The following is a 25390-nucleotide window of genomic DNA, read 5'->3' on the forward strand; positions in this document are numbered from 1 at the left end:
TGCACCACGGCCTGCCTGATTTGCATCGCGCGAAACCTTGCAAGTGAAACGGTGCTCGTCCAAATGCACCCGTGATGTCCGCCAAACGCGACCGCCTCGAGAACGCTTCTCCCCTCCGGCGGATACTTCAGAACACGGCCTGGCTGCTCGGCGGCAAGGGATTCGGTGCCGTCTGCGGCCTCGCTTACCTTGCGATCCTGACGCGTACGCTCGGGTTGAAGGACTTCGGCCACTTTTCGCTGATCTTCGGAACGGCGCAGGCGCTGATAGCGATTGCGGGCTTCCAGACCTGGCGCGTCGTCGTGCGCTACGGCAGCGAACACATCCATGCCGAGGACTGGGGCAAATTCGGCCGTCTGGGCATGTTGTGCGGGATGCTGGACGCGGTGGGGGCGGTCATCGGTTGCGGACTCGCTGCCATCCTGATCTACGGCTTTTCCGGGGTACTCGAACTCAACCCGGCCTATATCGACATCGCCTTCTACTTCGCCTGCGGATCGCTTTGGGCGCTGGTTTCGGCCCCGACCGGGATCGTGCGTGCGCTGCACCGCTTTGACATGGCGGTCTATGTCGAAGCGGTCGTGCCGACAGGACGCCTCATCGCTGCGCTGGTGATCTGGGCGACCGGTCCAAGCGTGGGACGGTTCCTTTTTGCCTGGGCCGCCATCGATATCGTCGAGGCAATCCTTTACTGGGCCATGGCCCGACGCCTGTGCCCGCAGGCCGTGCGCCTTTCAAACCTTGCCAAGTGGCGTCAGGCCTTCGCCGAAAACGAGGGCGTGGGCCATTTTTTCCTGGTGACCTATGCCGGGTCGTCGATCGAGGCGACCATGAAGAACGGTCCACTGCTGGCGGTGGGTGCCTTCGTCGGTACGCGCGCGGCCGGTCTCTATCGCCTCGCTTCCCAGTTGGCGCAGGCCCTGAGCAAGCTTTCGACGCTGCTGACACGCTCGGTCTATGCCGAAGTGGCCCGTGTGCGCGTCTCGACCGAATTTGCCGAGTTTCGCAAGCTCGCATTGCAGACCAGCCTCATTGCGGGAGGTGCCGGCCTCGTGGTGGTCGCGATCGCGCTGTTGATCGGGCGGCAATTGCTGGAGCTGATCGCCGGACCCGATTTCGAGCAGGGCGCGGCTATTCTCGTGCCTCTGGCCATCGCGGCCAGCTTCGATCTTGCCAGTGTCGCCTTCGAACCGGTCCTGCATTCGACCGGACGTGCGCGGCTTGCGCTGGTGGCAAGGCTTTTCGCCGTGGCGGGGCTTGGCATCGGGCTTTACCTGTTGCTCCCCATCGGGCCGGCGGGCGCGGCATGGGCCGTGGCGGTCGGCGGGGCGATGTCCTACCTTGCCATGGGCCTTATGGCGTGGCGCACCCTTCAGAAGTTGCGGCGGCACGAAATCGAACTGGTCGACAAGGAAGCCGGGTCGACAGGCGGGTGACCAGGTCTATCATGGGGCGATGCCTCCCTGTGCCCTGATCGAAGAAGCTGCCCGCATTTCCGAAGGCATTGTGTCGCTGCGCCGCGCGATTCATGCCGAACCCGAGATCGGGCTGCACACGCCCAGGACGCGCGACAAGATCCGCGAGGCGCTGGCGCACCTGCCGCTCGACTGGAAGCAAGGCGCTTCGACGACGGGCCTCGTCGCCACACTGAAGGGCGGGGCAGGGCCGGGCCGTTCGGTCCTGCTGCGCGGCGATATGGACGCTCTGCCGATGCCGGAGGAAACCGGCCTGGACTTTGCCTCCAAAGTGCCGGGCACGATGCACGCCTGCGGCCACGATGCCCATGTCGCGATGCTGGCCGGTGCGGTCGAGATCCTCTGCGCCCGGGCCGACAGTCTTGCGGGAGAGGTCCGTTTCATGTTCCAGCCCGGCGAGGAAGGCTATCACGGCGCGCGCTTCATGCTGGAGGACGGACTGTTGGGGGGCGAGGGCTTCGACCGGCCACTGCCCGACGCGGCCTTTGCCCTGCACGTCATGCCCAATGCGCCCCATGGCCTGATCGGCGGTCGCACCGGGCCCCTGCTGGCAGCGGCTGACCAGATCGAGATCGTGGTGACCGGGCGCGGCGGCCATGCCTCGATGCCGCATCAGACGCTCGACCCGGTCCCGGTCGCCTGCGAGATCGTCACCGCCATCCAGGCCATGGTCGCGCGAAAGTTCAACGTGTTCGATCCGGTGGTGGTGACGATCGCCAGGATCGATGCGGGAACCGCGCACAACGTCATCGCCGACCAAGCCCGCATGGTCGGCACGATGCGCACACTCTCGGCTGAAAACCGGGCGCGCCTCAAGCAAGACCTCGCCGTGCTGGCATCCGGCATCGCCAGAGCGCACGGCTTGTCGGCAAAGGTGAATACGGTGGAAGGCTTCCCCGTCACCGTCTGCCATGACGGGGCGGTCGGCTTTGGCGAAAGTGTCGCGCGCCGGATGTTCGGCGATCAGGCGTTCCTGCGTCTGCCCGATCCGATCATGGGGGCAGAGGACTTCGCCTATGTGCTGGAGAAAGTGCCCGGTGCGATGTTCTTTCTGGGCGTTGCGCATGAAGGGGCGGACTGGCAGCATTGCTGCGGCATCCACTCGACCAGAATGATCGTCGACGAATCCGTCATGCCACAAGGCGCAGCCTACCTTGCCGGGCTCGCCCGGGACTACCTCGATCGCGGGTTCGCCTGAGGCGAGCCGTACCGGAACCAGGCACATGACCAATCGCAGTGAGGAAACCGGCCAGTGGCTGTTCTGGGTCGACCGGGGCGGTACCTTTACCGATGTCGTGGCAAAGGCGCCCGACGGCCGCTTCGAACGCCTGAAGCTGCTTTCCGAAAGTCCCGGTTCCTACGACGATGCCGCGGTCGAGGCGATGCGCCGTCTGACCGGCGTGCGCGCGGGTGAACTGCCACCGGCGCAACTGCGGCTCGGCACCACGGTGGCGACGAACGCCCTGCTTGAACGCAAGGGAGAGCCGGTGCTGCTCGCCATCACGCGCGGCTTCGGCGATGCCCTGCGCATCGGTACGCAGGAGCGCCCGGACATCTTCGCAAGGCACATCGAACGGCCTGAACCGCTTCACGGCGCGGTGCTGGAGATCGACGAACGTGTCGGTGCGGACGGGACGATCCACCGCCCGCTCGATGAAGATGCTGCACGCGATGGATTGCAGCATTTCTTCGACCGGGGGCTGCGTGCCATCGCCATCGTGCTCATGCACGGTTATCGCCATGTCGCTCACGAGGCAGCGCTGGCGCGGATCGCGCGCGAGGTCGGTTTCACGCAAGTATCGGTCAGTCACGAGGTCGCCCCGCTGATCAAGCTCATCGCGCGCGGCGATACCTCGGTCGTCGATGCCTACCTTTCGCCGGTGCTCGACCGCTATGTCGCGGGGCTCGAAGCGGGGCTCGGCTCGCGGGTTGCCGCGCTCTACATGCAGTCGAGCGGAGGGCTGGCGACCGGCGCCGCATTTCGCGGCAAGGACGCTATCCTCTCCGGCCCGGCAGGCGGCATCGTCGGCATGGCGGCGATCGCGCGCGAGGCCGGTTTCGATCATGTCATCGGCTTCGACATGGGCGGGACCTCCACCGACGTTTCGCATTTTGCCGGGCAGTATGAGCGCGACAGCGAGACGCGCGTCGCCGGGGTGCGCGTGCGAACGCCGATGATGCGGATCGAGACCGTTGCCGCGGGCGGCGGGTCGATCTGCCATTTCGACGGGGCGCGTTTCCTTGTCGGGCCCGAAAGCGCGGGCGCCGTACCGGGCCCGGCCTGTTACCGGCGCAGTGGCCCGCTGGCGGTGACCGACTGCAACCTCCTGCTCGGCAAGCTTCGCCCGCAGCATTTCCCCCACGTCTTCGGCCCCCGAGGCGACGAGCGGCTGTCACTCCATGCTGCGCAGCAAAAGATGGACGAAGTGCTGCAGCATGTGCGTGCCGCAACCGGCAGGGCCCTGTCGCGCGAAGAGGCAGCCGAAGGGTTCCTCGAGATCGCGGTCGCCAATATGGCAAATGCGATCAAGACCGTGTCCCTGCGCCGCGGTCACGACATGACGCGTGCGGCGCTCGTGACCTTTGGCGGGGCCGGAGGGCAACATGCCTGCAAGGTTGCCGATGCACTCGGCGTCGGGACGGTGCTGTGCCATCCGCTGGCAAGCGTGCTGTCCGCCTATGGCATGGGCCTTGCCGATCGGCGCATGCTGCACGAGCGGACGCTCGCACTGCCGCTCGAGGCGCGCAGCATGGACGAAATCGGACAAGCCGTTGCGGCGCTGGGTGGGCAGGCGCGCGACGATCTGGCGGCGCAGGGTGTCGCGGTCGATACCATCGCCATGGAGGCTACTCTCGCAGTACGGCCCAAGGGCAGCGATAATGCCATCGAGGTGGGCTTCGGCACGCTCGATGCCATGCGCGATGCCTTCCGCGAAGGCTGGCTGCATCGCTTCGGCTTCGGGGCGGGCAGCGATCTGATTGCCGAGACACTGCGCGTCGAGGCGGTATCGGCCGCGCAGGATGCAGGCGGCGCGACGCTCGCCTTGCCGGACAGCTCCGGCCCTCCCGCCGAACAGGTCGACATCTTCACCGAGGGGGCGGAGCACCGCGTGCCGCTCTACTTGCGCGCCGATCTGGCCGAAGGTTTCGAGGCGGACGGTCCGCTGCTGGTGGTCGACGATGTCTCCACGACGGTGGTTGAACCCGGCTGGCGGGTGCGCGTCGACCCGTTCGGCAACCTGTTGCTCACCCGGGTCCGGGCGCTGCAGGTCGCGCAGGCGCAGTCCACGGCGTGCGATCCGGTGCGTCTGGAGATCATGGGCGCGCTGTTCATGGCGATCGCCGAGGAGATGGGCGCGGCGCTGCAGTTCAGCGCCAGCTCGGTCAATATCCGCGAGCGGCTCGATTTCTCCTGCGCCGTGTTCGACCGCTACGGCAGTCTCGTCGCCAATGCGCCGCACATGCCGGTGCACCTTGGCTCGATGGGCGAAAGCGTGCGCACGATCCTGGCGCGGCGGGGCGATGCGAAGGACGGGCGCGGACTGCTGCCGGGCGATGCCTATGTCCTCAATGCGCCTTACGATGGCGGCACCCATTTGCCCGACATCACCGTCGTCATGCCGGTCTTCGCGGAGGGTGACGATAGCGCACCGGCGTGGTTCGTCGCGGCGCGCGGGCACCATGCCGACGTCGGCGGGATCAGCCCGGGATCGATGCCGCCGCGCAGCCGTTCGCTGGACGATGAAGGCGTGCTGATCGACAACGTGCTGTTGGTCGATCGCGGGGAAATTCAGGAAGGAGCGATGCGCGCACTGCTGGCTTCGGGGCCGTACCCGTCGCGGGCCATAGACCAGAACATCGCCGACCTGCGCGCGCAGGTCGCCGCCTGCACGCGCGGCGCTTCGGAACTGCGCCGCATCGCCCGCGAGCAGGGACGCGAGATCGTCGATGCCTACATGGCCCATGCGCAGGCCCATGCCGAAGATGCGGTCCGTTCGCTGATCGACAGACTGTCGGACGGCACCTTCCGCGTGCCGATGGACAACGGGGCGCAGATTTGCGTGGCGGTGAGCATCGATCGCCAGACGCGCGGCGCGACGATCGACTTCACCGGCACCAGCGACCAGCTTGCGGACAACTTCAACGCACCGCTCCCGGTCGTGCGCGCGGCAGTGCTCTATGTCGTGCGCACGCTGATCGACGATGCGGTGCCGATGAACGAGGGCTGCCTGCGCCCGATCACGCTTATCGTGCCCGAAGGATCGATGCTGCACCCGCGCGCACCGGCTGCGGTCGTCGCCGGCAATGTCGAGACGAGCCAGGCGATCACCGATGCCCTGTTCGCCGCGCTGGGCGCGATGGCGGCGTCTCAGGGGACGATGAACAATTTCACCTTCGGCGACGCGCGGCGCCAGTACTACGAAACGATTGCCGGCGGTTCGGGGGCGGGCCCGGATTTCGACGGCACCAGCGTCGTCCAGACCCACATGACGAACAGCCGCCTGACCGATCCCGAAGTGCTCGAGACGAACTTCCCGGTGTTGCTGGAAGAGTTCTCGATCCGGCGTGGTTCGGGCGGGAAGGGACGGCACAAGGGCGGCGACGGGGCCACCCGCCGGTTGCGCTTCCTCGAGCCCATGCAGGCGGGCATCCTCGCCCAGCGACGCAAGGTCGCGCCCTTCGGCCTTGCCGGCGGTGAGGACGCAGCCCCCGGTCGTACCCGGCTGGAGCGTACTGACGGTACCATAGAGGATCTGGGTTCAACCGGCTCGGCGCGCCTCGAGGCCGGAGACGTCATCGTGATCGAGACGCCCGGCGGCGGCGGTTACGGCGAGCCGGATTGACCTTGCGGCAATCGCTGTCGTGTCTGCAGTGGCGGCCCCGTGGACCGGCAGGCGCGGTCTTCAGGCCCGCACGTCGTTCCAGTCCGGGTGGCGGTTGAACGCAGCCACCACATAGCTGCAGACCGGTGCGACCTTGAACTGGTTTTCGCGCGCGTCGGCCACCATCGCCTCGACCAGCCGCATCGCGACTCCGCGATTGCCGATCTCGGGCGGTACCAGGGTGTGATCGGCGAAATGGACCCCGTCGCGCTCGACCCAGGTCAGGCGGCCGACGGCATCGCTGTCCGCGACATGGGCGATATATTCGCCGCGCGTTTCCTTCTCGTGCTTGGTTATGGTCACTCCGACCATGCGGCATTCTCCGGTGCGTGAATGGCAGCGCATGCAAGCGCTTGACGCAGGGCGCAAGCCCAAGCAGGGCATATGGCCATGAAGTTCCTCTCCGACAATGCCGCCAGCGTTCATCCCGCGGTCTGGAAGGCGATGATGGCTGCGGACGTGGCCGATTCACCCTATGACAACGACGCGTTGAGCCGTGAGATGGACGCGCGCTTTTCGGCGCTGTTCGGACGTGACTGCGCGGCGCTCTGGGTGGCCACGGGCACGGCGGCGAACTGCCTTGCCCTCTCGGCCATGGTGCCCCCGCACGGCGGTGCGGTCTGTCACCGCGAGGCGCATATCGAGGTCGACGAGTGCGGCGCGCCGGGCTTCTACATGCACGGTGCAAAGCTCATGCTGGCAGATGGCGAAAGCGCGAAGCTGACCCCCGAAGCGATTGCTTCGGTCGTTGATCCCATCCGCGACGATGTCCACCAGGTCCAGCCCCACGCGGTTTCGGTCACGCAGGTCAGCGAATACGGCTGCGCCTATCGTCCCGAAGAACTCGCGGCGATTGCAGGGTATGCCAGGGGACGCGGGCTGGCGCTGCATATTGACGGTGCGCGCTTCGCCAATGCCGTGGCGTTTCTGGGCTGCAGCCCGGCAGAGGCGGCGCTGGGCGCCGACGCGCTCAGCTTCGGGTTCGTCAAGAACGGCGGCATGGGCGCCGAGGCGATCGTCTTCTTCGATCCCGAACTCGCGCGCCAGACCCGCTACCGGCGCAAGCGGGCAGGGCATCTGCAGTCCAAGGGCCGCTATCTTGCGGCGCAGATCCTTGCGATGCTCGACAACGATGTGTGGCTCGACAATGCGCGCGCGGCCAATGCGGCCGCTGCCGAGATCGCCGCGGCGGCCGGGTCGCGCCTGCTCCACCCGGTGGAGGCCAACGAAGTGTTTCTCACCACCACCGCCGCCGAGCGGGAGGCACTGCGCGCGCAGGGCTTCGAATTCTACGATTGGGGCCCGGATGCGGCGCGGCTGGTAACCGCGTGGGATACCCGGCCCGAGGCGGCCGCGGCGCTGGCCCGGGCGATTGCCGGTTTATGAGCGACGGCGCCGCCGAACCGGTCGCTTCGCAGGCCAAGGTCGCCGCCGCCTTCCTGATCGTGACCGCGATATGGGGTTCGACGTGGCTGGTGATCAAGGACCAGGTCGGATTGGTCCCGGCCAGCTGGTCGATCACCTATCGCTTCGCCATCGCCTGTGTCGGCATGTTCATCTTCGCGAAGCTGCGGGGCGATCCGCTGCGGCTTTCGCGCGAAGGGATGATCCTCGCGGTCTTCGTCGGGCTCTCGCAGTTCTTTCTGAACTTCCAGTTCGTCTACCGTGCCGAAATGCACCTGACTTCCGGGCTGGTGGCAGTGTTCTATGCGCTGCTGATGGTCCCCAACACGCTGTTGGGGCGGCTGTTCCTGAAGGAGACCGTGAAGCCGCGCTTCGTCTTGGGCTCGCTGATCGCCATTGCCGGGATCGCCCTGCTGCTGATCCACGAGTTCCGCGATGCGCCGCCTGACAGCCGCATTGCGCTGGGCATCGTACTGACTTGCGCCGGACTGTTCAGTGCGTCCTCTGCCAACGTCCTGCAGGCGACGCCTGCCGGGCGGCGTCAGCTCATCGTGCCGCTGCTTGCCTGGGCGATGGTGTGGGGCACGCTGGCGGACGCGTTGTTCAGCATCGTTACCGCTGGCCCTCCGGTGATCGACATGCGCTGGAGCTATCTCGCCGGGATCGGTTATCTCGCGATTTTCGGGTCGGTCGTGACGTTCCCGCTCTACTTTTTGCTGATCCGGACACTCGGCGCGGGCAAGGCGGCCTACAACGGCGTGGCGGTTCCCGTCGTTGCGATGGTGCTTTCGACCTTTTTCGAGAACTATCGCTGGACCGGCCTTGCCGGCGGCGGCGCCCTCTTGGCGCTTGTCGGTCTGCTGGTCGCGTTGTCAGCGCGGGCGAAGCGCGCGTAGGCCTTCGCGGAAGCTGGGATAGCGGGGCTGCCAGCCGAGCGCGCGCCTGGCCTTGCCGTTGGCGACGCGGCGGTTCTCGGCATAGAACGAGCGCGCCATCGGCGACAGGTTCGCTGCCTCGAGCGATTGCATCGGCGGCGGTGCGATGCCGAGAAGGGCGCAGGCTTCCTCGACAAGCCGGTTCTGGCTGCAGGGCTCGTCGTCGGCAAGATTGTAGGCCCCCGGGGCCGCGTCGAGACCGGCGATGACGCCTGCCGCGATATCCTCGACATGGACGCGGCTGAACACCTGTCCGGGCAGGTCGATGCGATGGGCACGCCCTTCGGCGAGGCGTTCGAAGATCGAGCGGCCCGGACCGTAGATCCCGGGCAGGCGATAGACGCGTGCGCCGCGCCCCAGCCATGCGGCGTCGGCGTCGGCGCGGGCGACGCGGCGCCCCGTTCCCGTCGGCGCGCTCTCATCGACCCATGCGCCCTCGGCATCGCCATAGACGCCGGTTGAGGACAGGTACGACAACGCCTTGGCGGCAAGCGCGTCGCCATAGCGTTCCAGTACCGGATCGAGCCCCTCGCTGCCCGGTGGAACCGATGACAGCACGTGATCGGCGTCGGCCAGCGCCATGCGCACATTGCCCTCGTCGTCGAAAGACAGGGTACCGTCGCGGCCGGTGGAGACGACCTCCCACCCTGCGGGTTCGAGCCGGTTCGCGATGTAACCGGCTGTGTAGCCGAGGCCGAAGATGAACAGGCGGCGCTTCACTTGTGGTGTTCTCCGAAGTGCTGGGGCAGGGGGGCGGGGTGAACCATCCGGGCATCGGGCACATGGTCCTTCTTCCATTGCATCGCCATGCGCACCCTGGTCGCGCCGGATGGATGGTCGAAGAACAGGATTTCCTCGCGCGGGCCAGGCTCGATCTTGCGATAGTCGGCCAGCTTCATCGCGATCGCGGCAAAGGCGTCCGGCTCGCGCGAGGCATCGAGGCCGAAGACGTCAGCCTCGCTTTCGTCGATCCGGATCAGGCTGTTGGTCAGCGGCGTCGCCAGCAGGGAGAGGACGGAGATGCAGATCATCATCGCCGGAACCGATGCCGGATCGGAAAGATCCCGAACACCCCAGCGCTGGCCATACCGGGCGATAAGTGCCGGGGCGATCCGCGCCACCAGGAACAGGCACAGGGCAGCCAGCACGACGAAAAAGGCGATGTTGCGCCAGGCATGACCGAGGACGTAGTGCCCCAGTTCATGGCCCATCACGGCCTCGATCTCCTCGGGCGTCGAACGGTTGAGCAGATTGTCGTTGAGGCTGATGCGGATCGTCGGGCCGATTCCGGAGACATTGGCGGAAATCCGGTCGGACTGCTTGCTCGCGTCGAAAACGTAGATGTGCTCTGCCGGGACAGCGAACCTGTTTGCCATGGCGACGATGCGGTCGCGGACCGGGCCCTGCGGCATTTCCCTGTAGGTGTTGAACAGCGGCGAGAGATAGACCGGCGCCAGCAGCAGCGCGACGAGCGCGAAGACGGCGACGATACCGGTGCCGAGCACCCACCAGCGGCGCGGAAAGCGGCGTATCGCGGCATAGAGCGCGACCAGCAGCACGGTTCCCACGACAAGGCTGAAGGCAAGGCCGATGGTCTGTTCTCCCAGCCAGCCGCCGAACGACAGGTTCATCAGTCCGTAGGCGCGCTCGCGGAAGAACTGGCTGTAGATCGTCCAGGGCAGTGTCAGCAGGGAACCGACGAACAGGTATAGCAGCGCGGTGACGGCCACGATGGCCGAGGGGCGCCGCGAGATTCGGCTGCCCCAGTCCCGGAACCGGGCTGACAGGCGAAAATGCAGCAGGGCGCAGTCGATCAGTACCGCGATCAGCGTGCCCCACAGGGGTAGCCAGTAGCCGCCTTCGAAATAGGCGTCGGACCTGGCGCGGGCCGGGCCCTGCAGGGTGTCGAGCCAGAGCCGGGTCGCCTGGTCGACGTCGAACCCGGCCTGCGGCGCGCTTGCCGCCAGTGCGGAGCCCGAGAGGATCGCTGTCCCCGCGATCAGCAGCATCGCTGCGCGCTTGCCATGCATCATTCGGCGCCATTCCCCCAGAGTGCCGGTGAATTCGTACCGTACCGGCTGGCAATCGCAAGGTAAGCCTCTAAATCTAGGGCATGGACATTGCCAGCACGCCCGCCGACTCCGAAGCCAACATGCAGATTGCCGATGCCGCGCCGCCCCCGCAGGCGCCGCCGGTCATCCACCGCGAAGATTACCTGCCGCCCGCCTGGCTGGTGCCGCAGATCGCCCTGGACTTCGCGCTTGGCGTCGATGAGACGCACGTCACTTCGAAGCTGTCGGTGCAGCGCAATCCGGACGGGAACGGCTCGGACGTGCTGCGCCTGAATGGCGACCAGATCGCGCCGCTTGCGGTCAGGGTCGATGGCGAGGCGATCAATGACTGGCGGCTCGACGGTCCGGACCTGTTGATCGAACTGCACGGCGATGCCCACGCCATCGAGATCGAGACGCTGATCAAGCCGATCGCCAACAGCCAGCTCATGGGCCTCTACGCATCGAACGGGATGCTGTGCACGCAGTGCGAGGCGGAAGGTTTCCGCCGGATTACCTTCTTCCCCGACCGGCCGGACGTGCTCTCGGTCTATTCGGTGCGCATGGCCGGCGACAAGGCGGCCTTCCCGATCCTGCTCTCGAACGGCAACTGTACCGCGCAGGGCGATGGGGAGAACGGCACCCACTGGGCCGAGTGGCAGGATCCCTGGCCCAAGCCGAGCTATCTCTTCGCGCTCGTCGCCGGCGACCTTGTTGCCAACAGCGCCGCCTTCACGACCCGGAGCGGCCGCAAGGTCGCACTGAACATCTGGGTTCGTCCCGGAGACGAAAGCCGTACCCAGCACGCGCTCGATTCGCTGATCGCCTCGATGAAGTGGGACGAGGAAGCCTTCGGGCGCGAATACGACCTCGACCTGTTCAATGTTGTTGCCGTCTCCGACTTCAACATGGGGGCGATGGAGAACAAGGGCCTCAACATCTTCAACACCCGCTACGTCCTGGCCGAGCCGGACACGGCGACCGATGCCGATTACGACGCGATCGAGGGCGTGATCGGGCACGAGTACTTCCACAACTGGTCCGGCAACCGGATCACCTGCCGTGACTGGTTCCAGCTCTCGCTCAAGGAAGGCTTCACGGTGCTGCGCGACCAGCTGTTCAGCGCCGACATGGGGTCGGAGCCGGTCAAGCGGATCGAGGACGTGCGCGTCCTGCGCTCGGCGCAGTTCCCCGAGGATTCCGGCCCGCTGGCGCATCCGATCCGGCCCGATTCCTATCAGGAGATCTCGAACTTCTACACCGCGACGGTCTATAACAAGGGTGCCGAAGTGATCCGCATGATGCGGACGATGGCGGGGCCGGAGCGCTTCCGCAAAGGCACCGACCTTTATTTCGAGCGGCACGACGGCGAAGCGGCGACCTGCGAGGATTTCATCAAGGCGATCGAGGAAGGCGCCGGGCTGGATCTCGCGCAGTTCCGCCTGTGGTACTCGCAGGCCGGAACGCCGCAGGTGCAGGTGCGCATGGTCCATGAAGACAATGGCGTTACCCTCACCGCCAGCCAGGCGGTTCCTTCCACCCCGGGGCAGGCGATGAAGCAGCCCATGCCCATTCCCTTGCGGATTGCCCTGTTCGACCGCGAAACGTCCAGCCACGACGGCGAGCGGCTCATCGTTCTCGACAAGGCCAGCGACAGCTTCCGCTTCGAAGGATATGCCAAGGCTCCGGTACTCTCGGTCAATCGAGGCTTTTCCGCGCCGATCGCTCTCGATGTCGAGCGGCCGGTCGATGACCTCGTGTTCCTTGCCGCCAACGACGACGACCCCTTCGCCCGTTACGAGGCGATGCAGAGCCTTGTCGTGCGCCACCTGATCGCGGCCGTCTCCGGCAACATGGGCGCGGCATCCCTCGCAGCCGAACGCAATGCCGTGAAGCGCGCCTTCGCCGCGGTCCTCGACGATGTGGCGCTCGACGACCTGATGCGCGGCGAGCTGCTGATGTTGCCGCCGGTGTCCTACCTTGCCGAGCAGCTGCTGGTCGCCGACCCGAGCGCCCTTTACGAGGCGCGCGAGGATCTGAAGGCCTGGTTGGGGCGCGAATTGTCCGCTTCGCTGCGGACGCTGCACGATCGCGTTTCCGCGGTGCCCTACAGCCGCGATGCCGGGGCCCGCGGTGCGCGCAAGTGCAAGGCGCAGGCGCTGATCTACATTGCTGCAGCCGATCCGGCCGAAGGGGCGCGTCGGGCCGATACCCAGTACTGGGCCGCGGACAACATGACCGATCGCCAGAGCGCGCTGTCCGTGCTGTGCGGGCTGGACGTTGCCGAGCGGCAGCAGGCGCTGGATGACTTCCACAAGCGCTATGCGGGCAACGCGCTGGTCATCGACAAGTGGTTTGCGCTGCAGGCCGGTTCCACCCACCCGCTGGTGCTCGACCACATCCGCGACCTGGCGCTGCATCCGGACTTCACGATGTCCAACCCCAACCGCGTGCGGGCGCTCTACATGACCGCCGCGCTCAATCCCAAGGCGTTCCACGATGTCGGGGGTGAGGGATACCGTACCATCGGCGAGCTGATTCGCCGGCTCGACCCGATCAATCCGCAGACTGCCGCGCGCTTCGTTCCCGCGCTGGGCCGCTGGCGGCGAATCGAATCGGAGCGTGCCCACCTGATGAAGGCAGAGCTCGAAAAGATCGCCGCGGCGCCGGACCTTTCGCGCGACGTGCGCGAACAGGTGACCAAGAGCCTTGGGTGAGGATGAGGGCTGAAATGGCGCCTGACATGACCTGTGGCGAAGCGGTCGAAGTCAACCGGGCCGCGCTGCTCGAAGGACTGCCGCATGGCTTCCTCGGCCGCCGCGGCGGCGTGAGTCGGGGCGAGGTCGCGGGACTGAACGTTGGGCTCGGATCGGGCGACAATGCGGATCATGTGGCCGAGAATCGCGCGCGCGCCGTCGCCGCCGTCCAGCCGGGCGCGCAGCTTGTCTCGGTCTACCAGGTCCACTCGCCCGATTGCGTCACAGTCGGCGGGGACGTGTGGACGGACGAAGGACGTCCCCATGCAGATGCCCTAGTCACCGATCGACCCGGGCTGCTGCTCGGGATCGTGACGGCCGATTGCGCGCCGGTGCTGCTTGCCGATCGCGAGGCGGGCGTCGTCGGCGCTGCCCATGCCGGCTGGAAGGGCGCCATCGGTGGCGTTACCGACCGCACCATCGAAGCGATGGAAGCCTTGGGCGCGCGGGCCGACCGGATCGTTGCTGCCGTCGGTCCCTGCATCGCTCAGGCGTCCTACGAAGTGGACGAGGCGTTCTTCGAACGCTTCTGCAAGGACGATGCCGGCAACGCCCGCTTCTTCAAGCCGGGTCGGAAGAGCCACCACCATTTCGATCTTGAAGGTTATGTCGCGGCCCGTCTCGAGGCTGGGGGACTTGCCGCGGTGGAGCGCCTGCGTCTCGATACTTATGCCGAACCGGACCGATTCTTTTCGTTTCGCCGGGCCACGCATCGCAGCGAACCCGCCTACGGGCGCGAGCTTTCGCTGATCGGCCTGGGCTGAACCGGCCCGCCTGACTGCAGCAAACCCCCGACGACCGGGGCGGTCCCTGTCGAAAGCGCCAAGCTTTCCTGCGCCTTGTGCCAGACCAAAAAGGCGGTTGGCACGGTCGACTTTCGTGTATATCAGGCCCGCCAAGTCGGTATCGGCCCGGAGCACGTCCGGACCGCGTGCCGTCGAAGGGGGATACCAAGCGTACCATTGGTAAGCTGATGGCTCGTTGTCGGTCCCCCGGCAGTGGGTTGTCGAAAGCAAGGCAAGGGCAAACATGGCAGAAGTAGATGGCGTGCGGCGGCGCGACTTCATCAATATCGCCGCGGTAAGCGCGGCGGGTGTCGCTGGCGTTGGGGTAGTGATTCCCCTGGTCAGCCAGATGTCGGCATCGGCCGACGTTCTTGCGGCTTCGTCGACCGAAGTCGATATCTCCTCGATCCAGCCGGGGCAGGCGATCAAGGCGATTTTCCGCAAGCAGCCGGTCTTCGTGCGCAACCTGACTCCCAAGGAGATCAAGGAAGCGAACGCGGTCGACGTCTCGACCCTGCGCGATCCGCAGACGCTTGAAGAGCGTACCAAGGAGGGCAAGGAAAACTGGCTCATCACCATGGGCGTTTGCACCCACCTGGGCTGCGTGCCGCTGGGTGCCGGCGAGGGTGAGAACCGCGGCGAGTTCGGCGGTTATTTCTGCCCCTGCCACGGTTCGTCCTACGACACTGCCGCCCGCATCCGTAAGGGCCCCGCGCCCAAGAACCTCGAGGTTCCGGAGTACGAATTCACCTCCGATACCGTCGTCAAGATCGGTTAAGGCCAAGAGAGAGGATCACGATCATGAGCTTTCCCTGGGCCAAGGAATACAAGCCTTCCCATCCCTTCATGAAGTGGATGGACGACCGGCTTCCCCTGCCGCGCCTCGTCTATAACGCTGTCGGCAGCGGCTACGAGGTTCCGCGCAACCTCAACTATTTCTGGAACTTCGGTTTCCTCGCGGGGCTCTGCCTCGTGCTGCAGATCGTCACCGGTATCGTGATGGCGATGCACTATGCATCGAACACCGCGGTGGCTTTCGACACCATCGAAATGACGGTGCGCGACGTGAACTGGGGCTGGCTGATGCGCTATGCGCACGCCAACGGCGCCTCGGCCTTCTTCGTCGTCATCTACATCCATATCTTCCGCGGATTCTACTACGGCTCCTACAAGGCGCCGCGTGAAATGGTGTGGCTGCTGGGCGTCGTGATCTTCCTGTTGATGATGGCGACCGCCTTCATGGGCTACGTGCTTCCCTGGGGCCAGATGAGCTTCTGGGGTGCCAAGGTCATCACCGGCCTGTTCTCCGCGATCCCGCTTGTCGGTGAACCGCTGCAGCAGTGGCTGCTTGGCGGCTTCGCACCGGACAATGCCGCGCTGAACCGCTTCTTCTCGCTGCACTACCTGCTGCCGTTCGTCATCCTGGGCGTCGTGATCCTGCACATCTGGGCACTGCACATCCCGGGCTCGTCGAACCCGACCGGCGTCGAAGTGAAGAGCGAGAGCGACACCGTTCCGTTCTATCCCTACTACGTCGCCAAGGACGGCTGGGCGATCGGCGTGTTCGCGTTCCTGTACTGCCTGATGGTGTTCTTCTTCCCGAACGCCCTGGGCCACCCGGACAACTACATCCCGGCCAACCCGATGAGCACCCCGGCGCACATCGTGCCCGAATGGTACTTCTGGCCGTTCTACGCGATCCTGCGCGCCTTCACCCAGGACTTCTTCTTCATCCCGGCCAAGCTCATGGGCGTGCTGGCGATGTTCGGCGCGATCCTCGTCTGGTTCTTCCTGCCGTGGCTCGACAAGTCGCCGGTGCGTTCGGGCTCCTATCGTCCGATGTACAAGAAGTTCTTCTGGTTCGGCCTGATCCCGGCCATGGTGGTCCTGTTCTACTGCGGCGGTGCGCCGGCTGAAGAACCCTACGTCATGTTCAGTCAGATCGCCGCGCTGTACTACTTCGCGCACTTCCTGATTGTCCTGCCGATCGTCTCGGCGATCGAGAAGCCGCTGCCGCTGCCTTATTCCATCACCGAGTCCGTTCTCGGCGAGGATGAGGCTGCCAAGCTCGCTCCCTCGGCGTGATCAACAGCTAGAACGAAAGACGAAAGACATGGCACGCATTCTCTCGATCCTCGTCGGGCTGTTCTTCACGGTAGCCCTGGCCTGGTCCTTCGTACTCGGCGCCATTACGGCTGCGACTGAACCGTCGCCGCTCACGGCCGAGAAGAAGTTCCACCTTGGGCCCAAGGAAGTACATTTCTCGTTCGACGGGCCCTTCGGCAAGTTCGACAACCAGCAGCTCCAGCGGGGCTTCCAAGTCTACAAGGAAGTCTGCTCGGCCTGCCACGCGCTCAAGCACGTCGCGTTCCGCGATCTTGCCGCGCTCGGCTATACCGAAGCTGAAGTGAAGGCGATTGCGGCGGGCTTCTCGGTTCCGGGCGTCGATCCGAACACCGGTGAATCCACCATGCGTCCCGGCGCCCCGACGGATTACTTCCCGTCGCCGTTCGCCAATGACGTTGCCGCCCGCGCTGCGAACAACAACGCGATTCCGCCGGATCTCTCGCTGATCACGAAGGCGCGTCACGAAGGCTCGGCTTACGTGTACTCCCTGATGACCGGCTTCCAGGAACAGCCCGCCGAACTCCTGAAGGAGTTCCCGGATGCCAAGACGCCGTCGGGCCTGCACTATAACCCGTACTTCGCGAACCTGAACCTCGCTATGGCCCCGCCGCTGGTTGCCGATGGCCAGGTCGAGTATGGCGACGGCACCAAGTCGACCGTCGACCAGATGTCGAAGGACGTTGCCGCGTTCCTCACCTGGGCGGCAGAGCCCAAGCTCGAGAAGCGCAAGCAGACCGGCTGGCCGATCCTCGGCTTCCTGCTCTTCGCGACCATCCTGGGCTACATGTCGTACCGGAACATCTGGGCCGACAAGAAGCACTGATAACCCGGTCTTCCGGACCGGCACGCAGGCGCCCCTCCATCTCCGGATGGCAGGGGCGCTTCGCATTTGAAGGAGTGAAAACCGTGAGTCCCGAAGACCTCAAGGCGCTCGTGCGCTCGATCCCGGATTTCCCCAAGCCGGGTATCCTGTTTCGCGATGTCACGACCCTGATAAGCGACGGTCCCGGATTTGCCGCCGCCGTGGCGATGCTGTCGCAGCGTGTCGAGGCGGCCGGGGCCGAGGCTATCGCGGGAATTGAGGCGCGGGGGTTCATTTTCGGGGCGGCGGTCGCGGCGCACTGCGGTGTGGGCTTCATCCCGGTGCGCAAGCCCGGCAAGCTTCCCGTCCCGGTGCTCGCGATCGACTATGCGCTGGAATACGGGACCGACACGCTCGAGATTGACCCCGGTGCGATCGCCCAAGGCAGCCGGATCGTGCTGATGGACGATCTCATCGCAACTGGCGGCACGGCAATGGCCGCCCTCGAACTGATCCGGCGCGCAGGCGGCGTGGTCGAAGAGGCATTGTTCCTCGTCGACCTGCCGGAGCTGGGCGGTACGTCACGACTGCGCGAGGCCGGCGTCTCGGTAGAAGCGCTGCTCGACTTCCCCGGGCACTGACCGGCGAGCGTTGCCCGCCGTCTCAGGCCGGTACCGAATCCCTGCCCTTGGCGGCGCCATTCTTCTTGCCGCCCTTCTTGCCTTCGGACTCTTCGAGCAGGGCCTGTACGGCCCTGGAACAGGCTATGGTGCCTACTTCGGTCAGCGCGAAGTAGTTCGCTTCGATCTCATCGAGATCGTAGAGATAGTTCACCATGACCCCGTGCGACTGCTTCTGGCCATTGGACGAGAGATCCGCATTGGCATGGATCGCCTCGAGCCGGGCACCGTTGCCAAGGTGGAAGCGGGCGACGGGATCGAGAGGCTCCCCGCCTTTCCCCTTGGCTTCGACCAGATAGCGCGCGGCGAGATGTTTGAGTTCGCCCGATCCGGGCAGCCGCGCATCGGTCCCCCGCTCGCTGGCGAGCCACTTGGCGAAGCCCGGAACCGGTGAGAGCGTGGCGAAGGTCTTGAGGTGGGGCAGTTCCTCCTTGAGGAGGCCGACGACGCGCTTGATCAGGTGGTTGCCGAAGGGAATGCCCTTGAGGCCGACCTGGCAATTGCTGATCGAGTAGAAGATCGCGCAGCTCGCCTCGCGTGGATCCATTGTCTCGCGCTCTTCGGCGATCACCTCGTGGATCGCGCCCGGCAGCTGCGGGGTGAGGGCCACTTCGACGAAGATCAGCGGATCGTCGCGCATCTGGGGATGGAAGAAGCCGTAGCAGCGCCGGTCCACCGGCTCGACGCGGCGGCGCAGGTCGTCCCAGCCATGGATCGTGTGGACCGCTTCGTAGCGGATGATGCGCTCCAGCAGCGATGCCGGCGAATCCCAGGCGATCCGTCGCAGCTCGAGAAACCCCGCGTTGAACCAGGCGGTGAAGGCGCTTTCCAGCTCGCGGTCCAGCGCGGCCATGCCTGACGAGCGCGAAGCACGCGGTACGGCCAGCAGGTCCTCGCGCAGACCGATCAGGCGCTGCGTGCCCTGCGGTGCGAGGTTGAGCTGATTGATCATCCGGTGGCTGGGCAGTTCGGTTGCGTGGTTCAGGGCCAGTGCCGCGGCCTCGTCACGCTTCTCGTTCCATCGCACGATGGCCTTGTCGATCGCCTTGGTATCGGCCGGATGCCGTTCATGGACCTTGGCGAGAAATTCCTGCCGAGCCTCGGCATCGCTGGCCTCGTAGAGGTCGAAAAAGGCAGATGCGAGAGCTGGGCCGGATGCCCGTCCACGCAGCGAGAGCAGGGCATCGGCGATTTCCAGCAGGCCCTCGCCGCCGCTGCGCCGGGATGTGACGCCAAGGCCGCGCAGCAGCTTGCCGAGGCCCGAGTTCAGCAACAGGTCGAGCGCGTTGCGGCGCCTGCCGGTTGCCTGTTCATCGGTCGGGTTTGGCGTACGGGATGGGCTCATCGTCGTGCGACTCCTCGTCTGGCTGTCGTTTCAGCATAACATTGCTGCACTTGCGAGAACACGATGTCGTGGCCACTTTCCGCGTTGCAAGGGGTGCTGTCCGTACGGCCCGCCACGCCGCCGGTCGCTTGCGTCGACCCGAGGGTCACCATCCACAACGGGAATTCATTTCAGTGCAAGAGAGGCGTTGACGAAACGACGTTTCTGGTGAAAAGCGACTGCACGAAGCGGCTTGCTTTGACCGGACCAGACACCGGATCGAGCGGGTATAGCATAGTGGTAATGCTCTAGCCTTCCAAGCTAGCTAGGCGGGTTCGATTCCCGCTACCCGCTCCAGCCGCCCTCCCGGACATTCGAAATCGATCTGCAGTGCAGCAGCCGTCCGCGCGCAATAGCCGGACGACCGCCTGTTGCTGCCTTCGTCAGCGCGCCTGCGGTGCAGCCGCGGCCGCGTCTGCAGGAAGACCGCCGAGCTGGGTCACGAGCTTGGTATAGGCATCGAGATAGGCCAGGACGATGATCTGCCCGATTTGGGTGTTCTGGTAACCGCCGCCGGCGGCGCCACCGAAAGTATTGCCGCCGAACAGGCCGCCGGCGCCGAAGCTGATGTCGGACTTGCGGGCATAGCCCTCGGTCAGCGCTTCTTCGACCGTCGTGCGCGAATTGACGATGGACAGCGTCACATTCGCCTCGCCCTTCTTCACGTTGAGGCCGCCCGCAACTGCGCCGAAGCCGCGACCGAACAGGCCGCCGCCGACACTGCCGAGAATGCCGCCGACGCCGCCGCCGCCCGAATTGGAATTGGTGCTGACGATGTCGGGCTGCAGGAAGTAATCGGCTGCCTTGATCTGGCCCTTGCCGATATTGGAACCCTTCTGCAGTTCACCCTGATCCGCCAATGCGCGCTCCATGGCGCTGCTCTGCAGCGACCGGCCACGGTTGACGAGCGTGAAGCAGCCGGAACGCTGCACGAAGATGCGCAGGATGGCTTCCGGACTGCCCAGGCTCAGTTCACGCCACCACTGGTTGTCGGGCTCCACGATTCCGACGGTGCCCAGGTTCTTGGTGCAGTGCGGGATGTCGCGGGTTCCCTGTTCCTGCTGCTTGCGTGCCGACGACTTGTCGGCCGCCGTTGCAACATGGGGCAAGGTAGCGATTGCGATTGCGCCAAGTGCGCAGGCGAGCTTTTTCATGAAATCCATCCCTCCTGACGGGCGCTCAATTGGAGTCGCCATCAGCCCACTTCCCGGGCTTGGCCAAGTTTAGTCCAGATTTCGAAGTCAACAACAGTATATTTCAGTGACTTTTGTCACATTACTGGGACTGGACTGCCATATTGTCTATGAGCCGCGCCTTGCCGATCCTCGCTGCGACCAGCAGGCGCATCGGCCCGTCACCGCGCGCATCGAGCGGTGCGAGGCTGTCGGCATCGGCGAGCCGGGCATAGTCGATGGCAGAGAAACCACCGGACAGCAACGTAGCCTCGAGCCGCGCAAGGGCCCCCGCGACGCTTTCGTTGGCCTCCATGGCAGCGATGGCGGTCTTCATTGCGGCAGGCAGGGTTGCCGCTTGTGCGCGCTGTTCGGGCGTGAGGTAGGCATTGCGCGACGACATCGCGAGGCCGTCCGCTTCGCGCACGGTTTCCACACCGATGATGTTATCGGCCATGGGCAGGGTGAGGTCGAGGTCGCGGGCCATGCGGCGAATGACCGCAAGCTGCTGCCAGTCCTTGGCCCCGAACAGCGCGAAGTCGGGCCGGACCTGGTTGAACAGTTTGCACACGACGGTGGCGACGCCGTCGAAGTGACCGGGGCGCGAAGCGCCGCAGAAGCCTTCGCTCACGCCGGACACCGAGATGTTGCTGGCAAAGCCGACCGGATACATGACATCGACGGTGGGCGCCCACAGCACGTCCACGCCTTCGGCCTCCAGCAGCGCCGAATCGCGCTCAAGCTGGCGGGGATAGGCGTCGAGATCCTCGCCTGCGCCGAATTGCAGGGGGTTCACGAAGATCGAGACGGCGACATGGTCCGCCCGGACCTTCGCCTCGCGAACGAGTGTCAGATGGCCTTCATGAAGCGCTCCCATGGTCGGGACGAAGGCGAGCGATCCACGGGCGCGCAGAGCGTCGACTGCACGGCGTAGTGGATCAAGGCTGTGGACGGTTTGCATTGCTGACGGCTGCTCCGATATGATGCCCTTGACCGGCTGGCGCGCCGGCCATTAGCCGCAGCGCGCCGGGGGCGGCAATGTATTTGACTTGGTGGCCGGGTGAATAGCCCGCATCAACAGGGAAAGCGAACACAGGTCTCGTGACAGCGCATCGCATCGTCTTCGCCAACGAAAAGGGCGGTACCGGCAAGTCCACCACCGCCGTCCACGTAGCCATCGGCCTTGCCTATCAGGGCGCGAAAGTGGCCGCGATCGATCTCGATCCGCGCCAGCGCACCCTGTTCCGCTATCTGGAAAACCGTGTGGAGACCGAACAGCGGCGCGAGATTGCGCTGCCCGGCGCGCGCTTCGCGGTCTATGACGGCGACGACGTCAACGAACTCGACGCGCTGTCCGAGGAAATCGCCGACGGTTACGACTTCCTGATCTTCGACACTCCGGGTCGCGACGACGTCTTCGCCCGCCACGTGGCGACGACTGCGGATACACTCGTCACCCCGCTGAACGACAGCTTCGTCGACTTCGACCTTATCGGCCAGGTGGAGAGCGAGAGCTTCCGTGTGAAGAAGCTCTCCTTCTATGCCGAGCTCATGTGGGAAACGCGCAAGAAGCGCGGCTTGAAGACGATCCAGGAAGGCCGCCGCGAACTGGACTGGGTGGTGGTGCGCAACCGCGTACAGCACGTCGAGGCACGCAACATGCGCCGTCTCGACGAAGCCCTGAAGGAACTGTCCAAGCGTGTGGGTTTCCGCATCGCCAGCGGCCTCTCGGAACGCGTCATCTACCGCGAGCTGTTCCCCTCCGGCCTGACCCTGCTTGACAAGGGCCATCTCGGCGAACTGGGCACCAGCCATCTCGTTGCCCGGCAGGAACTGCGCAGCCTCGTTGCCGGCCTCAACCTGCCGGTGCCGGTCCGCGACAAGGGCGAACTCGAACTCGCGTCGCAGGCATGAAATTCCTGTGGCTGGCGGCGCTGGCATGCATCGCCTGGAAGCTCGCGTTCGGGCGCTGGCCATGGGAATCGCGCAAGCGCAGCGGCAAGGCTTTCCCGCGCGCGCGCGCCCAGGCCCTGTTGGGCGTATCGGAAGGGGCCAGCCGCAAGGACATTCTCGAGGCGCACAAGCGGCTTGTTGCGCAAGTGCATCCCGACCGGGGCGGCTCGAACGAAAAGGTTCATGAGGCCAACGAGGCGCGCGACATCCTGCTTGCCAATCTCCCTCAGGACAGCACTCCCAAGCCATGAGCCATCGCTTCGATCCGACGATCCTGCGCGAATATGACATTCGCGGGGTGGTCGGCGAAACGCTCGGCCCCGATGACGCCCGCGCGATCGGCCGTAGCTTCGGCACGCTCGTGCGGCGCGCCGGGGGGCGCAAGGTTGCGGTCGGGCGTGACGGTCGGACCAGTTCACCGATGCTGGAGGCCGCGCTGGTCGAGGGGCTGACGGGCTGCGGCGTCGATGTCGTGCAGATCGGCCTGGGGCCGACGCCGATGCTCTACTTTGCCGAGGCCACTGGCGCGGACATTGACGCGGGCATCCAGATCACCGGCAGCCACAACCCGCCCGGGCACAACGGTTTCAAGATGGTGCTGGCAGGCAAGCCGTTCTTCGGAGAGGACATCGCCCGCCTCGGTGCCATGGCGCAGGCGGGGGTCTGGGACGAAGGTGCCGGCCGTGTAGAGGCTCGCGAGGTCCTGGAAGCCTACGTCGCCCGGATCGTCGAGGGTCTGGGCGACGTGCCGAGGGCGGCGCTGTCCGCGCTGCGAATCGGCTGGGATGCCGGAAACGGAGCTGCCGGGCCGGCACTGGAAAAGCTGACGGCGCGCTTGCCGGGTAAGCATTTCCTGCTCTTCACCACGGTCGACGGGACCTTTCCCAATCACCATCCCGATCCGACCGAGGAAGCCAACCTGGTCGACCTCAAGGCGCTCGTCGCGGCCGAGGGACTGGACTTCGGCATCGCTTTCGACGGCGATGCCGACCGCATCGGCGTGGTCGATGGAATGGGGCGAACGATTTGGGGCGATCAGCTGCTGATGATCTTTGCCGAGGACCTGTTGCGGCTGGTTCCCGGGGCGACCGTCATCGCTGACGTCAAGGCGTCGCAGGCCCTCTTCGATGCGATTGCCGGCCATGGCGGGGTTTCGCTGATGTGGAAGACCGGCCATTCGCTGATGAAGGCGAAAATGGCCGAGACAGGGGCGCCGCTGGCCGGAGAGATGAGCGGCCACGTCTTCTTCGCGCATGACTTTTATGGCTACGACGACGCGCTCTATGCGGCGGTCCGACTGATGGCAGCCTCGGTGCGCCTGGGCCGCTCCATCACCGAATTGCGCGGGGCCATGCCGGACCTGCTCAATACGCCCGAGCTGCGTTTCCACGTCGATGAGAACCGCAAGTTCGCGGCGGTCGAGGAAGTGCGCCAGCGGCTTGCCGAAGCGGGGGCCGATTTCATCGCCATCGATGGCGTGCGGGTGAGGACCCCGGATGGCTGGTGGCTGCTGCGGGCCTCAAACACGCAGGACGTGCTGGTCGCTCGCGCCGAGAGCACGACGGCGCAAGGACTGGAGCGTCTTATCGCGCAAGTCGACGCGCAGCTTGCCGCATCGGGGCTTGCGCGAGACAACTGAGGCGCACGGCAAGCGGGATCAGATCAGGAGCAGGGCGGTCACCGTCACGGGAATCGCGCAGGCGATCAGGGGGAGCGTCCCGTGCTTGCCCTTGTGCCAACCGCCGACGCTGCTGGCGACGAAGGCCTTGAACAGGGTGTTGAGAATGACCGGCACGGAGAGGACGAGACCTGCAGTCCTTGGCGTCAGCGTGCCTGCGGGCAAGTTGCCCAGAGTGATGATCGCGGAATCCACGTCCACCGCGCCCGAGAGCGCCAGGACGATGGCGAGTTCCCTGTCGCCGAAGTGCTGGAGCACCCATTGCGCAGCTACCGTCAGGACCATGACCAGTACGGTCAGCAGCAGGGCAGGGCCGATGTCGAAGGGGTTGCGCATCTCGACGTCGTGACCGTCCTCGCTGCGCTTCTCCTGCGCGGCGCGCCGCACATACCACAAGGCGATGACGAGGCTCACCACCATGCCGGGGGCGACGATTTGCGCCAGTTCGGGCAGGGCGGGCGGGGCAAGAACGCTCACGAGCGCGAGCACGCGCATGAACATTACCAGCGATGCCAGGGAGATCCCGGCGGCCACGATCATGGTTCCCTGCGTCCCCTCCTTCAGCTTGTTGGCAAGCGAGGCGGTCACCGCCGTGGAGGAGACGAAGGATCCGGCTGCCGCAGTTGCGAGGATGCCGCGCGTCGGGCCGAGGATGCGGGCGGCGAAATAGCCGGCGAAGGAGAAACCCGAAACCAGCACGACGACGAGCCAGAGCTTGCGCGGGTTCCATGCGTCGTAGGGGCCGAAGGACTTGTCGGGCAGCAGCGGAAGGATGACGAGCGCGATCAGCGCGAAGCGCGCGATGGAGAGCATCTCCTTCTCGCTCAGATGCCGGATCCAGCCGTGGAGCTGCGTGCGCATGGCCAGGATCAGGACCATCACGACGGCGATGGCGATGCCCAGCAATTCTTCTCCGGTGCCGACCAGAAAGCCGCAGGCGAGCGTGAGCAGGGCGACGATCCCGGACGTGCCGTCGATCCGCTGGGAGCTGCGCGTAGTCCTTTCGTAGCCGAGGATTACCAGGGCGCAGATCGCCACCAGCAGCGTCGTGGCCGGACCCTTGGCATTGGTGTAGAGCAGGCCGGCCAGGCTCCCGCCCAGGCCGATGAGGGCGAAGGTACGGATACCGGCAAAGCGCGAGCCTTCCGGCTGGTCGCGCAGGACCCAGCCGCGCTGGAGGCCGACGAGCAGCCCCAGTGCCAGACCGACACCGGCGGCCGTCAGGTGATCGGTGTCGGCAATCGCTATCATTCCACCTCCCTGCGGCGTCGTTGCGGCCTTCTTCGAAGATCGCGGCATGTGTCG

The 25390-nt window shown here is 65.6% G+C and carries 21 protein-coding genes and 1 tRNA gene; 15 read left to right on the forward strand and 7 right to left on the reverse strand.

The genetic code is table 11. The features are described 5' to 3' along the window. Positions 1-74 precede the first annotated feature (74 nt). Genes SPHV1_RS13520 through SPHV1_RS13530 form a run of 3 tightly spaced genes read left to right on the forward strand, consistent with a single transcriptional unit; the run spans position 75 to position 6319 of the window. Positions 75-1436, forward strand: a complete 1362-nt coding sequence (locus tag SPHV1_RS13520; protein ID WP_054946560.1) for a lipopolysaccharide biosynthesis protein — start codon at positions 75-77, stop codon at positions 1434-1436. A 19-nt stretch (positions 1437-1455) separates the two neighbouring features. Then, positions 1456-2673 carry a M20 family metallopeptidase gene (locus SPHV1_RS13525; protein WP_054946561.1) on the forward strand — a complete coding sequence of 406 codons (1218 nt, stop codon included), beginning with the start codon at positions 1456-1458 and terminating at the stop codon, positions 2671-2673. Between the two features lie 25 nt (positions 2674-2698). Next, positions 2699-6319, forward strand: coding sequence for a hydantoinase B/oxoprolinase family protein (locus SPHV1_RS13530; protein WP_054946562.1), 3621 nt, complete (start codon positions 2699-2701; stop codon positions 6317-6319). Between the two features lie 60 nt (positions 6320-6379). Here SPHV1_RS13530 and SPHV1_RS13535 read toward each other — a convergent pair whose 3' ends face one another. After that, positions 6380-6670 carry a GNAT family N-acetyltransferase gene (locus SPHV1_RS13535; RefSeq protein WP_054946563.1) on the reverse strand — a complete coding sequence of 97 codons (291 nt, stop codon included), beginning with the start codon at positions 6668-6670 and terminating at the stop codon, positions 6380-6382. A 78-nt stretch (positions 6671-6748) separates the two neighbouring features. Between SPHV1_RS13535 and SPHV1_RS13540 the strand changes: the two genes are divergently transcribed. Next, positions 6749-7744 carry a low specificity L-threonine aldolase gene (locus SPHV1_RS13540; protein WP_054946678.1) on the forward strand — a complete coding sequence of 332 codons (996 nt, stop codon included), beginning with the start codon at positions 6749-6751 and terminating at the stop codon, positions 7742-7744. Next, positions 7741-8658 carry a DMT family transporter gene (locus tag SPHV1_RS13545; RefSeq protein ID WP_054946564.1) on the forward strand — a complete coding sequence of 306 codons (918 nt, stop codon included), beginning with the start codon at positions 7741-7743 and terminating at the stop codon, positions 8656-8658. Before SPHV1_RS13540 ends, SPHV1_RS13545 begins: the two co-directional genes overlap by 4 nt. Here the strand turns inward: SPHV1_RS13545 and SPHV1_RS13550 are convergent. Both SPHV1_RS13550 and SPHV1_RS13555 read right to left on the reverse strand, forming a co-directional pair. Beyond that, the gene (locus tag SPHV1_RS13550; protein ID WP_054946565.1) at positions 8635-9417 is read right to left on the reverse strand and encodes an epimerase; all 783 of its coding nucleotides are present in this window, start codon (positions 9415-9417) and stop codon (positions 8635-8637) included. The genes SPHV1_RS13545 and SPHV1_RS13550 overlap by 24 nt on opposite strands. After that, entirely contained in the window at positions 9414-10730 is a 1317-nt protein-coding gene (locus tag SPHV1_RS13555) for a M48 family metallopeptidase (RefSeq protein WP_231634678.1), read from the reverse strand. Before SPHV1_RS13555 ends, SPHV1_RS13550 begins: the two co-directional genes overlap by 4 nt. An 80-nt stretch (positions 10731-10810) precedes the next feature. On the opposite strand from SPHV1_RS13555, the gene pepN reads away from it, so the two are divergent. From pepN to SPHV1_RS13585, 6 genes are all read left to right on the forward strand, one after another. Beyond that, on the forward strand, positions 10811-13465 hold the full coding sequence (gene pepN / locus SPHV1_RS13560; RefSeq protein WP_054946566.1) for an aminopeptidase N: 2655 nt from the start codon (positions 10811-10813) through the stop codon (positions 13463-13465). Between the two features lie 26 nt (positions 13466-13491). Further along, complete coding sequence (gene pgeF, locus SPHV1_RS13565; protein ID WP_054946567.1) at positions 13492-14268, forward strand: peptidoglycan editing factor PgeF; 777 nt, start codon at positions 13492-13494, stop codon at positions 14266-14268. Positions 14269-14533: 265 nt separating this feature from the next. Then, positions 14534-15067, forward strand: coding sequence for a ubiquinol-cytochrome c reductase iron-sulfur subunit (petA, locus tag SPHV1_RS13570; RefSeq protein ID WP_054946568.1), 534 nt, complete (start codon positions 14534-14536; stop codon positions 15065-15067). Positions 15068-15090: 23 nt separating this feature from the next. Beyond that, positions 15091-16374: a cytochrome b/b6 gene (locus SPHV1_RS13575; RefSeq protein WP_054946569.1), complete on the forward strand. Its 1284-nt coding sequence runs from the start codon at positions 15091-15093 to the stop codon at positions 16372-16374. Positions 16375-16402: 28 nt separating this feature from the next. Then, positions 16403-17239, forward strand: coding sequence for a cytochrome c1 (locus SPHV1_RS13580; protein WP_054946570.1), 837 nt, complete (start codon positions 16403-16405; stop codon positions 17237-17239). 83 nt (positions 17240-17322) lie between these two features. Next, positions 17323-17859 (forward strand): adenine phosphoribosyltransferase, encoded by a 537-nt coding sequence (locus tag SPHV1_RS13585; protein WP_054946680.1) that lies wholly within the window; start codon positions 17323-17325, stop codon positions 17857-17859. Positions 17860-17881: 22 nt separating this feature from the next. Here SPHV1_RS13585 and SPHV1_RS13590 read toward each other — a convergent pair whose 3' ends face one another. After that, the gene (locus tag SPHV1_RS13590; RefSeq protein ID WP_054946571.1) at positions 17882-19243 is read right to left on the reverse strand and encodes a malonyl-CoA decarboxylase domain-containing protein; all 1362 of its coding nucleotides are present in this window, start codon (positions 19241-19243) and stop codon (positions 17882-17884) included. 262 nt (positions 19244-19505) lie between these two features. Between SPHV1_RS13590 and SPHV1_RS13595 the strand changes: the two genes are divergently transcribed. Then, positions 19506-19579: transfer RNA gene (locus SPHV1_RS13595), tRNA-Gly, on the forward strand. A gap of 86 nt (positions 19580-19665) precedes the next feature. Here the strand turns inward: SPHV1_RS13595 and SPHV1_RS13600 are convergent. Both SPHV1_RS13600 and panC read right to left on the reverse strand, forming a co-directional pair. Beyond that, on the reverse strand, positions 19666-20436 hold the full coding sequence (locus SPHV1_RS13600; RefSeq protein ID WP_054946681.1) for a CsgG/HfaB family protein: 771 nt from the start codon (positions 20434-20436) through the stop codon (positions 19666-19668). Positions 20437-20557: 121 nt separating this feature from the next. Then, positions 20558-21415, reverse strand: a complete 858-nt coding sequence (panC, locus tag SPHV1_RS13605; protein WP_082431011.1) for a pantoate--beta-alanine ligase — start codon at positions 21413-21415, stop codon at positions 20558-20560. Between the two features lie 140 nt (positions 21416-21555). Here panC and SPHV1_RS13610 point away from each other — a divergent pair, with 140 nt between their 5' ends. Genes SPHV1_RS13610 through pgmG form a run of 3 tightly spaced genes read left to right on the forward strand, consistent with a single transcriptional unit; the run spans position 21556 to position 24046 of the window. Further along, positions 21556-22368 carry a division plane positioning ATPase MipZ gene (locus SPHV1_RS13610; protein ID WP_054946573.1) on the forward strand — a complete coding sequence of 271 codons (813 nt, stop codon included), beginning with the start codon at positions 21556-21558 and terminating at the stop codon, positions 22366-22368. Further along, positions 22365-22658, forward strand: a complete 294-nt coding sequence (locus SPHV1_RS13615; protein WP_054946574.1) for a J domain-containing protein — start codon at positions 22365-22367, stop codon at positions 22656-22658. The genes SPHV1_RS13610 and SPHV1_RS13615 overlap by 4 nt, the downstream gene beginning before the upstream one ends. After that, positions 22655-24046 (forward strand): phosphoglucomutase/phosphomannomutase PgmG, encoded by a 1392-nt coding sequence (gene pgmG, locus SPHV1_RS13620; RefSeq protein ID WP_054946575.1) that lies wholly within the window; start codon positions 22655-22657, stop codon positions 24044-24046. The genes SPHV1_RS13615 and pgmG overlap by 4 nt, the downstream gene beginning before the upstream one ends. Before the next feature lie 18 nt (positions 24047-24064). On the opposite strand, the gene SPHV1_RS13625 is transcribed toward pgmG, so the two are convergent. After that, positions 24065-25336 carry an MgtC/SapB family protein gene (locus tag SPHV1_RS13625; protein WP_054946682.1) on the reverse strand — a complete coding sequence of 424 codons (1272 nt, stop codon included), beginning with the start codon at positions 25334-25336 and terminating at the stop codon, positions 24065-24067. Between the last annotated feature and the right edge of the window lie 54 nt (positions 25337-25390).

The organism is Novosphingobium sp. KN65.2, from assembly GCF_001368935.1.
Taxonomy (GTDB): domain Bacteria; phylum Pseudomonadota; class Alphaproteobacteria; order Sphingomonadales; family Sphingomonadaceae; genus Novosphingobium; species Novosphingobium mathurense.

Bases quoted from the DNA above. Each gene is read 5' to 3' on its own strand.
- SPHV1_RS13615 (WP_054946574.1), top strand. From the start codon at position 22,365: ATGAAATTCCTGTGGCTGGCGGCGCTGGCATGCATCGCCTGGAAGCTC.
- SPHV1_RS13535 (WP_054946563.1), bottom strand. From the start codon at position 6,670: ATGGTCGGAGTGACCATAACCAAGCACGAGAAGGAAACGCGCGGCGAA.
- SPHV1_RS13580 (WP_054946570.1), top strand. From the start codon at position 16,403: ATGGCACGCATTCTCTCGATCCTCGTCGGGCTGTTCTTCACGGTAGCC.
- SPHV1_RS13555 (WP_231634678.1), bottom strand. From the start codon at position 10,730: ATGATGCATGGCAAGCGCGCAGCGATGCTGCTGATCGCGGGGACAGCG.
- pgeF (WP_054946567.1), top strand. From the start codon at position 13,492: ATGACCTGTGGCGAAGCGGTCGAAGTCAACCGGGCCGCGCTGCTCGAA.
- SPHV1_RS13540 (WP_054946678.1), top strand. From the start codon at position 6,749: ATGAAGTTCCTCTCCGACAATGCCGCCAGCGTTCATCCCGCGGTCTGG.
- pgmG (WP_054946575.1), top strand. From the start codon at position 22,655: ATGAGCCATCGCTTCGATCCGACGATCCTGCGCGAATATGACATTCGC.
- SPHV1_RS13590 (WP_054946571.1), bottom strand. From the start codon at position 19,243: ATGAGCCCATCCCGTACGCCAAACCCGACCGATGAACAGGCAACCGGC.
- panC (WP_082431011.1), bottom strand. From the start codon at position 21,415: ATGCAAACCGTCCACAGCCTTGATCCACTACGCCGTGCAGTCGACGCT.
- SPHV1_RS13625 (WP_054946682.1), bottom strand. From the start codon at position 25,336: ATGATAGCGATTGCCGACACCGATCACCTGACGGCCGCCGGTGTCGGT.
- petA (WP_054946568.1), top strand. From the start codon at position 14,534: ATGGCAGAAGTAGATGGCGTGCGGCGGCGCGACTTCATCAATATCGCC.
- SPHV1_RS13530 (WP_054946562.1), top strand. From the start codon at position 2,699: ATGACCAATCGCAGTGAGGAAACCGGCCAGTGGCTGTTCTGGGTCGAC.
- SPHV1_RS13525 (WP_054946561.1), top strand. From the start codon at position 1,456: ATGCCTCCCTGTGCCCTGATCGAAGAAGCTGCCCGCATTTCCGAAGGC.
- SPHV1_RS13545 (WP_054946564.1), top strand. From the start codon at position 7,741: ATGAGCGACGGCGCCGCCGAACCGGTCGCTTCGCAGGCCAAGGTCGCC.
- pepN (WP_054946566.1), top strand. From the start codon at position 10,811: ATGGACATTGCCAGCACGCCCGCCGACTCCGAAGCCAACATGCAGATT.
- SPHV1_RS13575 (WP_054946569.1), top strand. From the start codon at position 15,091: ATGAGCTTTCCCTGGGCCAAGGAATACAAGCCTTCCCATCCCTTCATG.
- SPHV1_RS13520 (WP_054946560.1), top strand. From the start codon at position 75: ATGTCCGCCAAACGCGACCGCCTCGAGAACGCTTCTCCCCTCCGGCGG.
- SPHV1_RS13600 (WP_054946681.1), bottom strand. From the start codon at position 20,436: ATGAAAAAGCTCGCCTGCGCACTTGGCGCAATCGCAATCGCTACCTTG.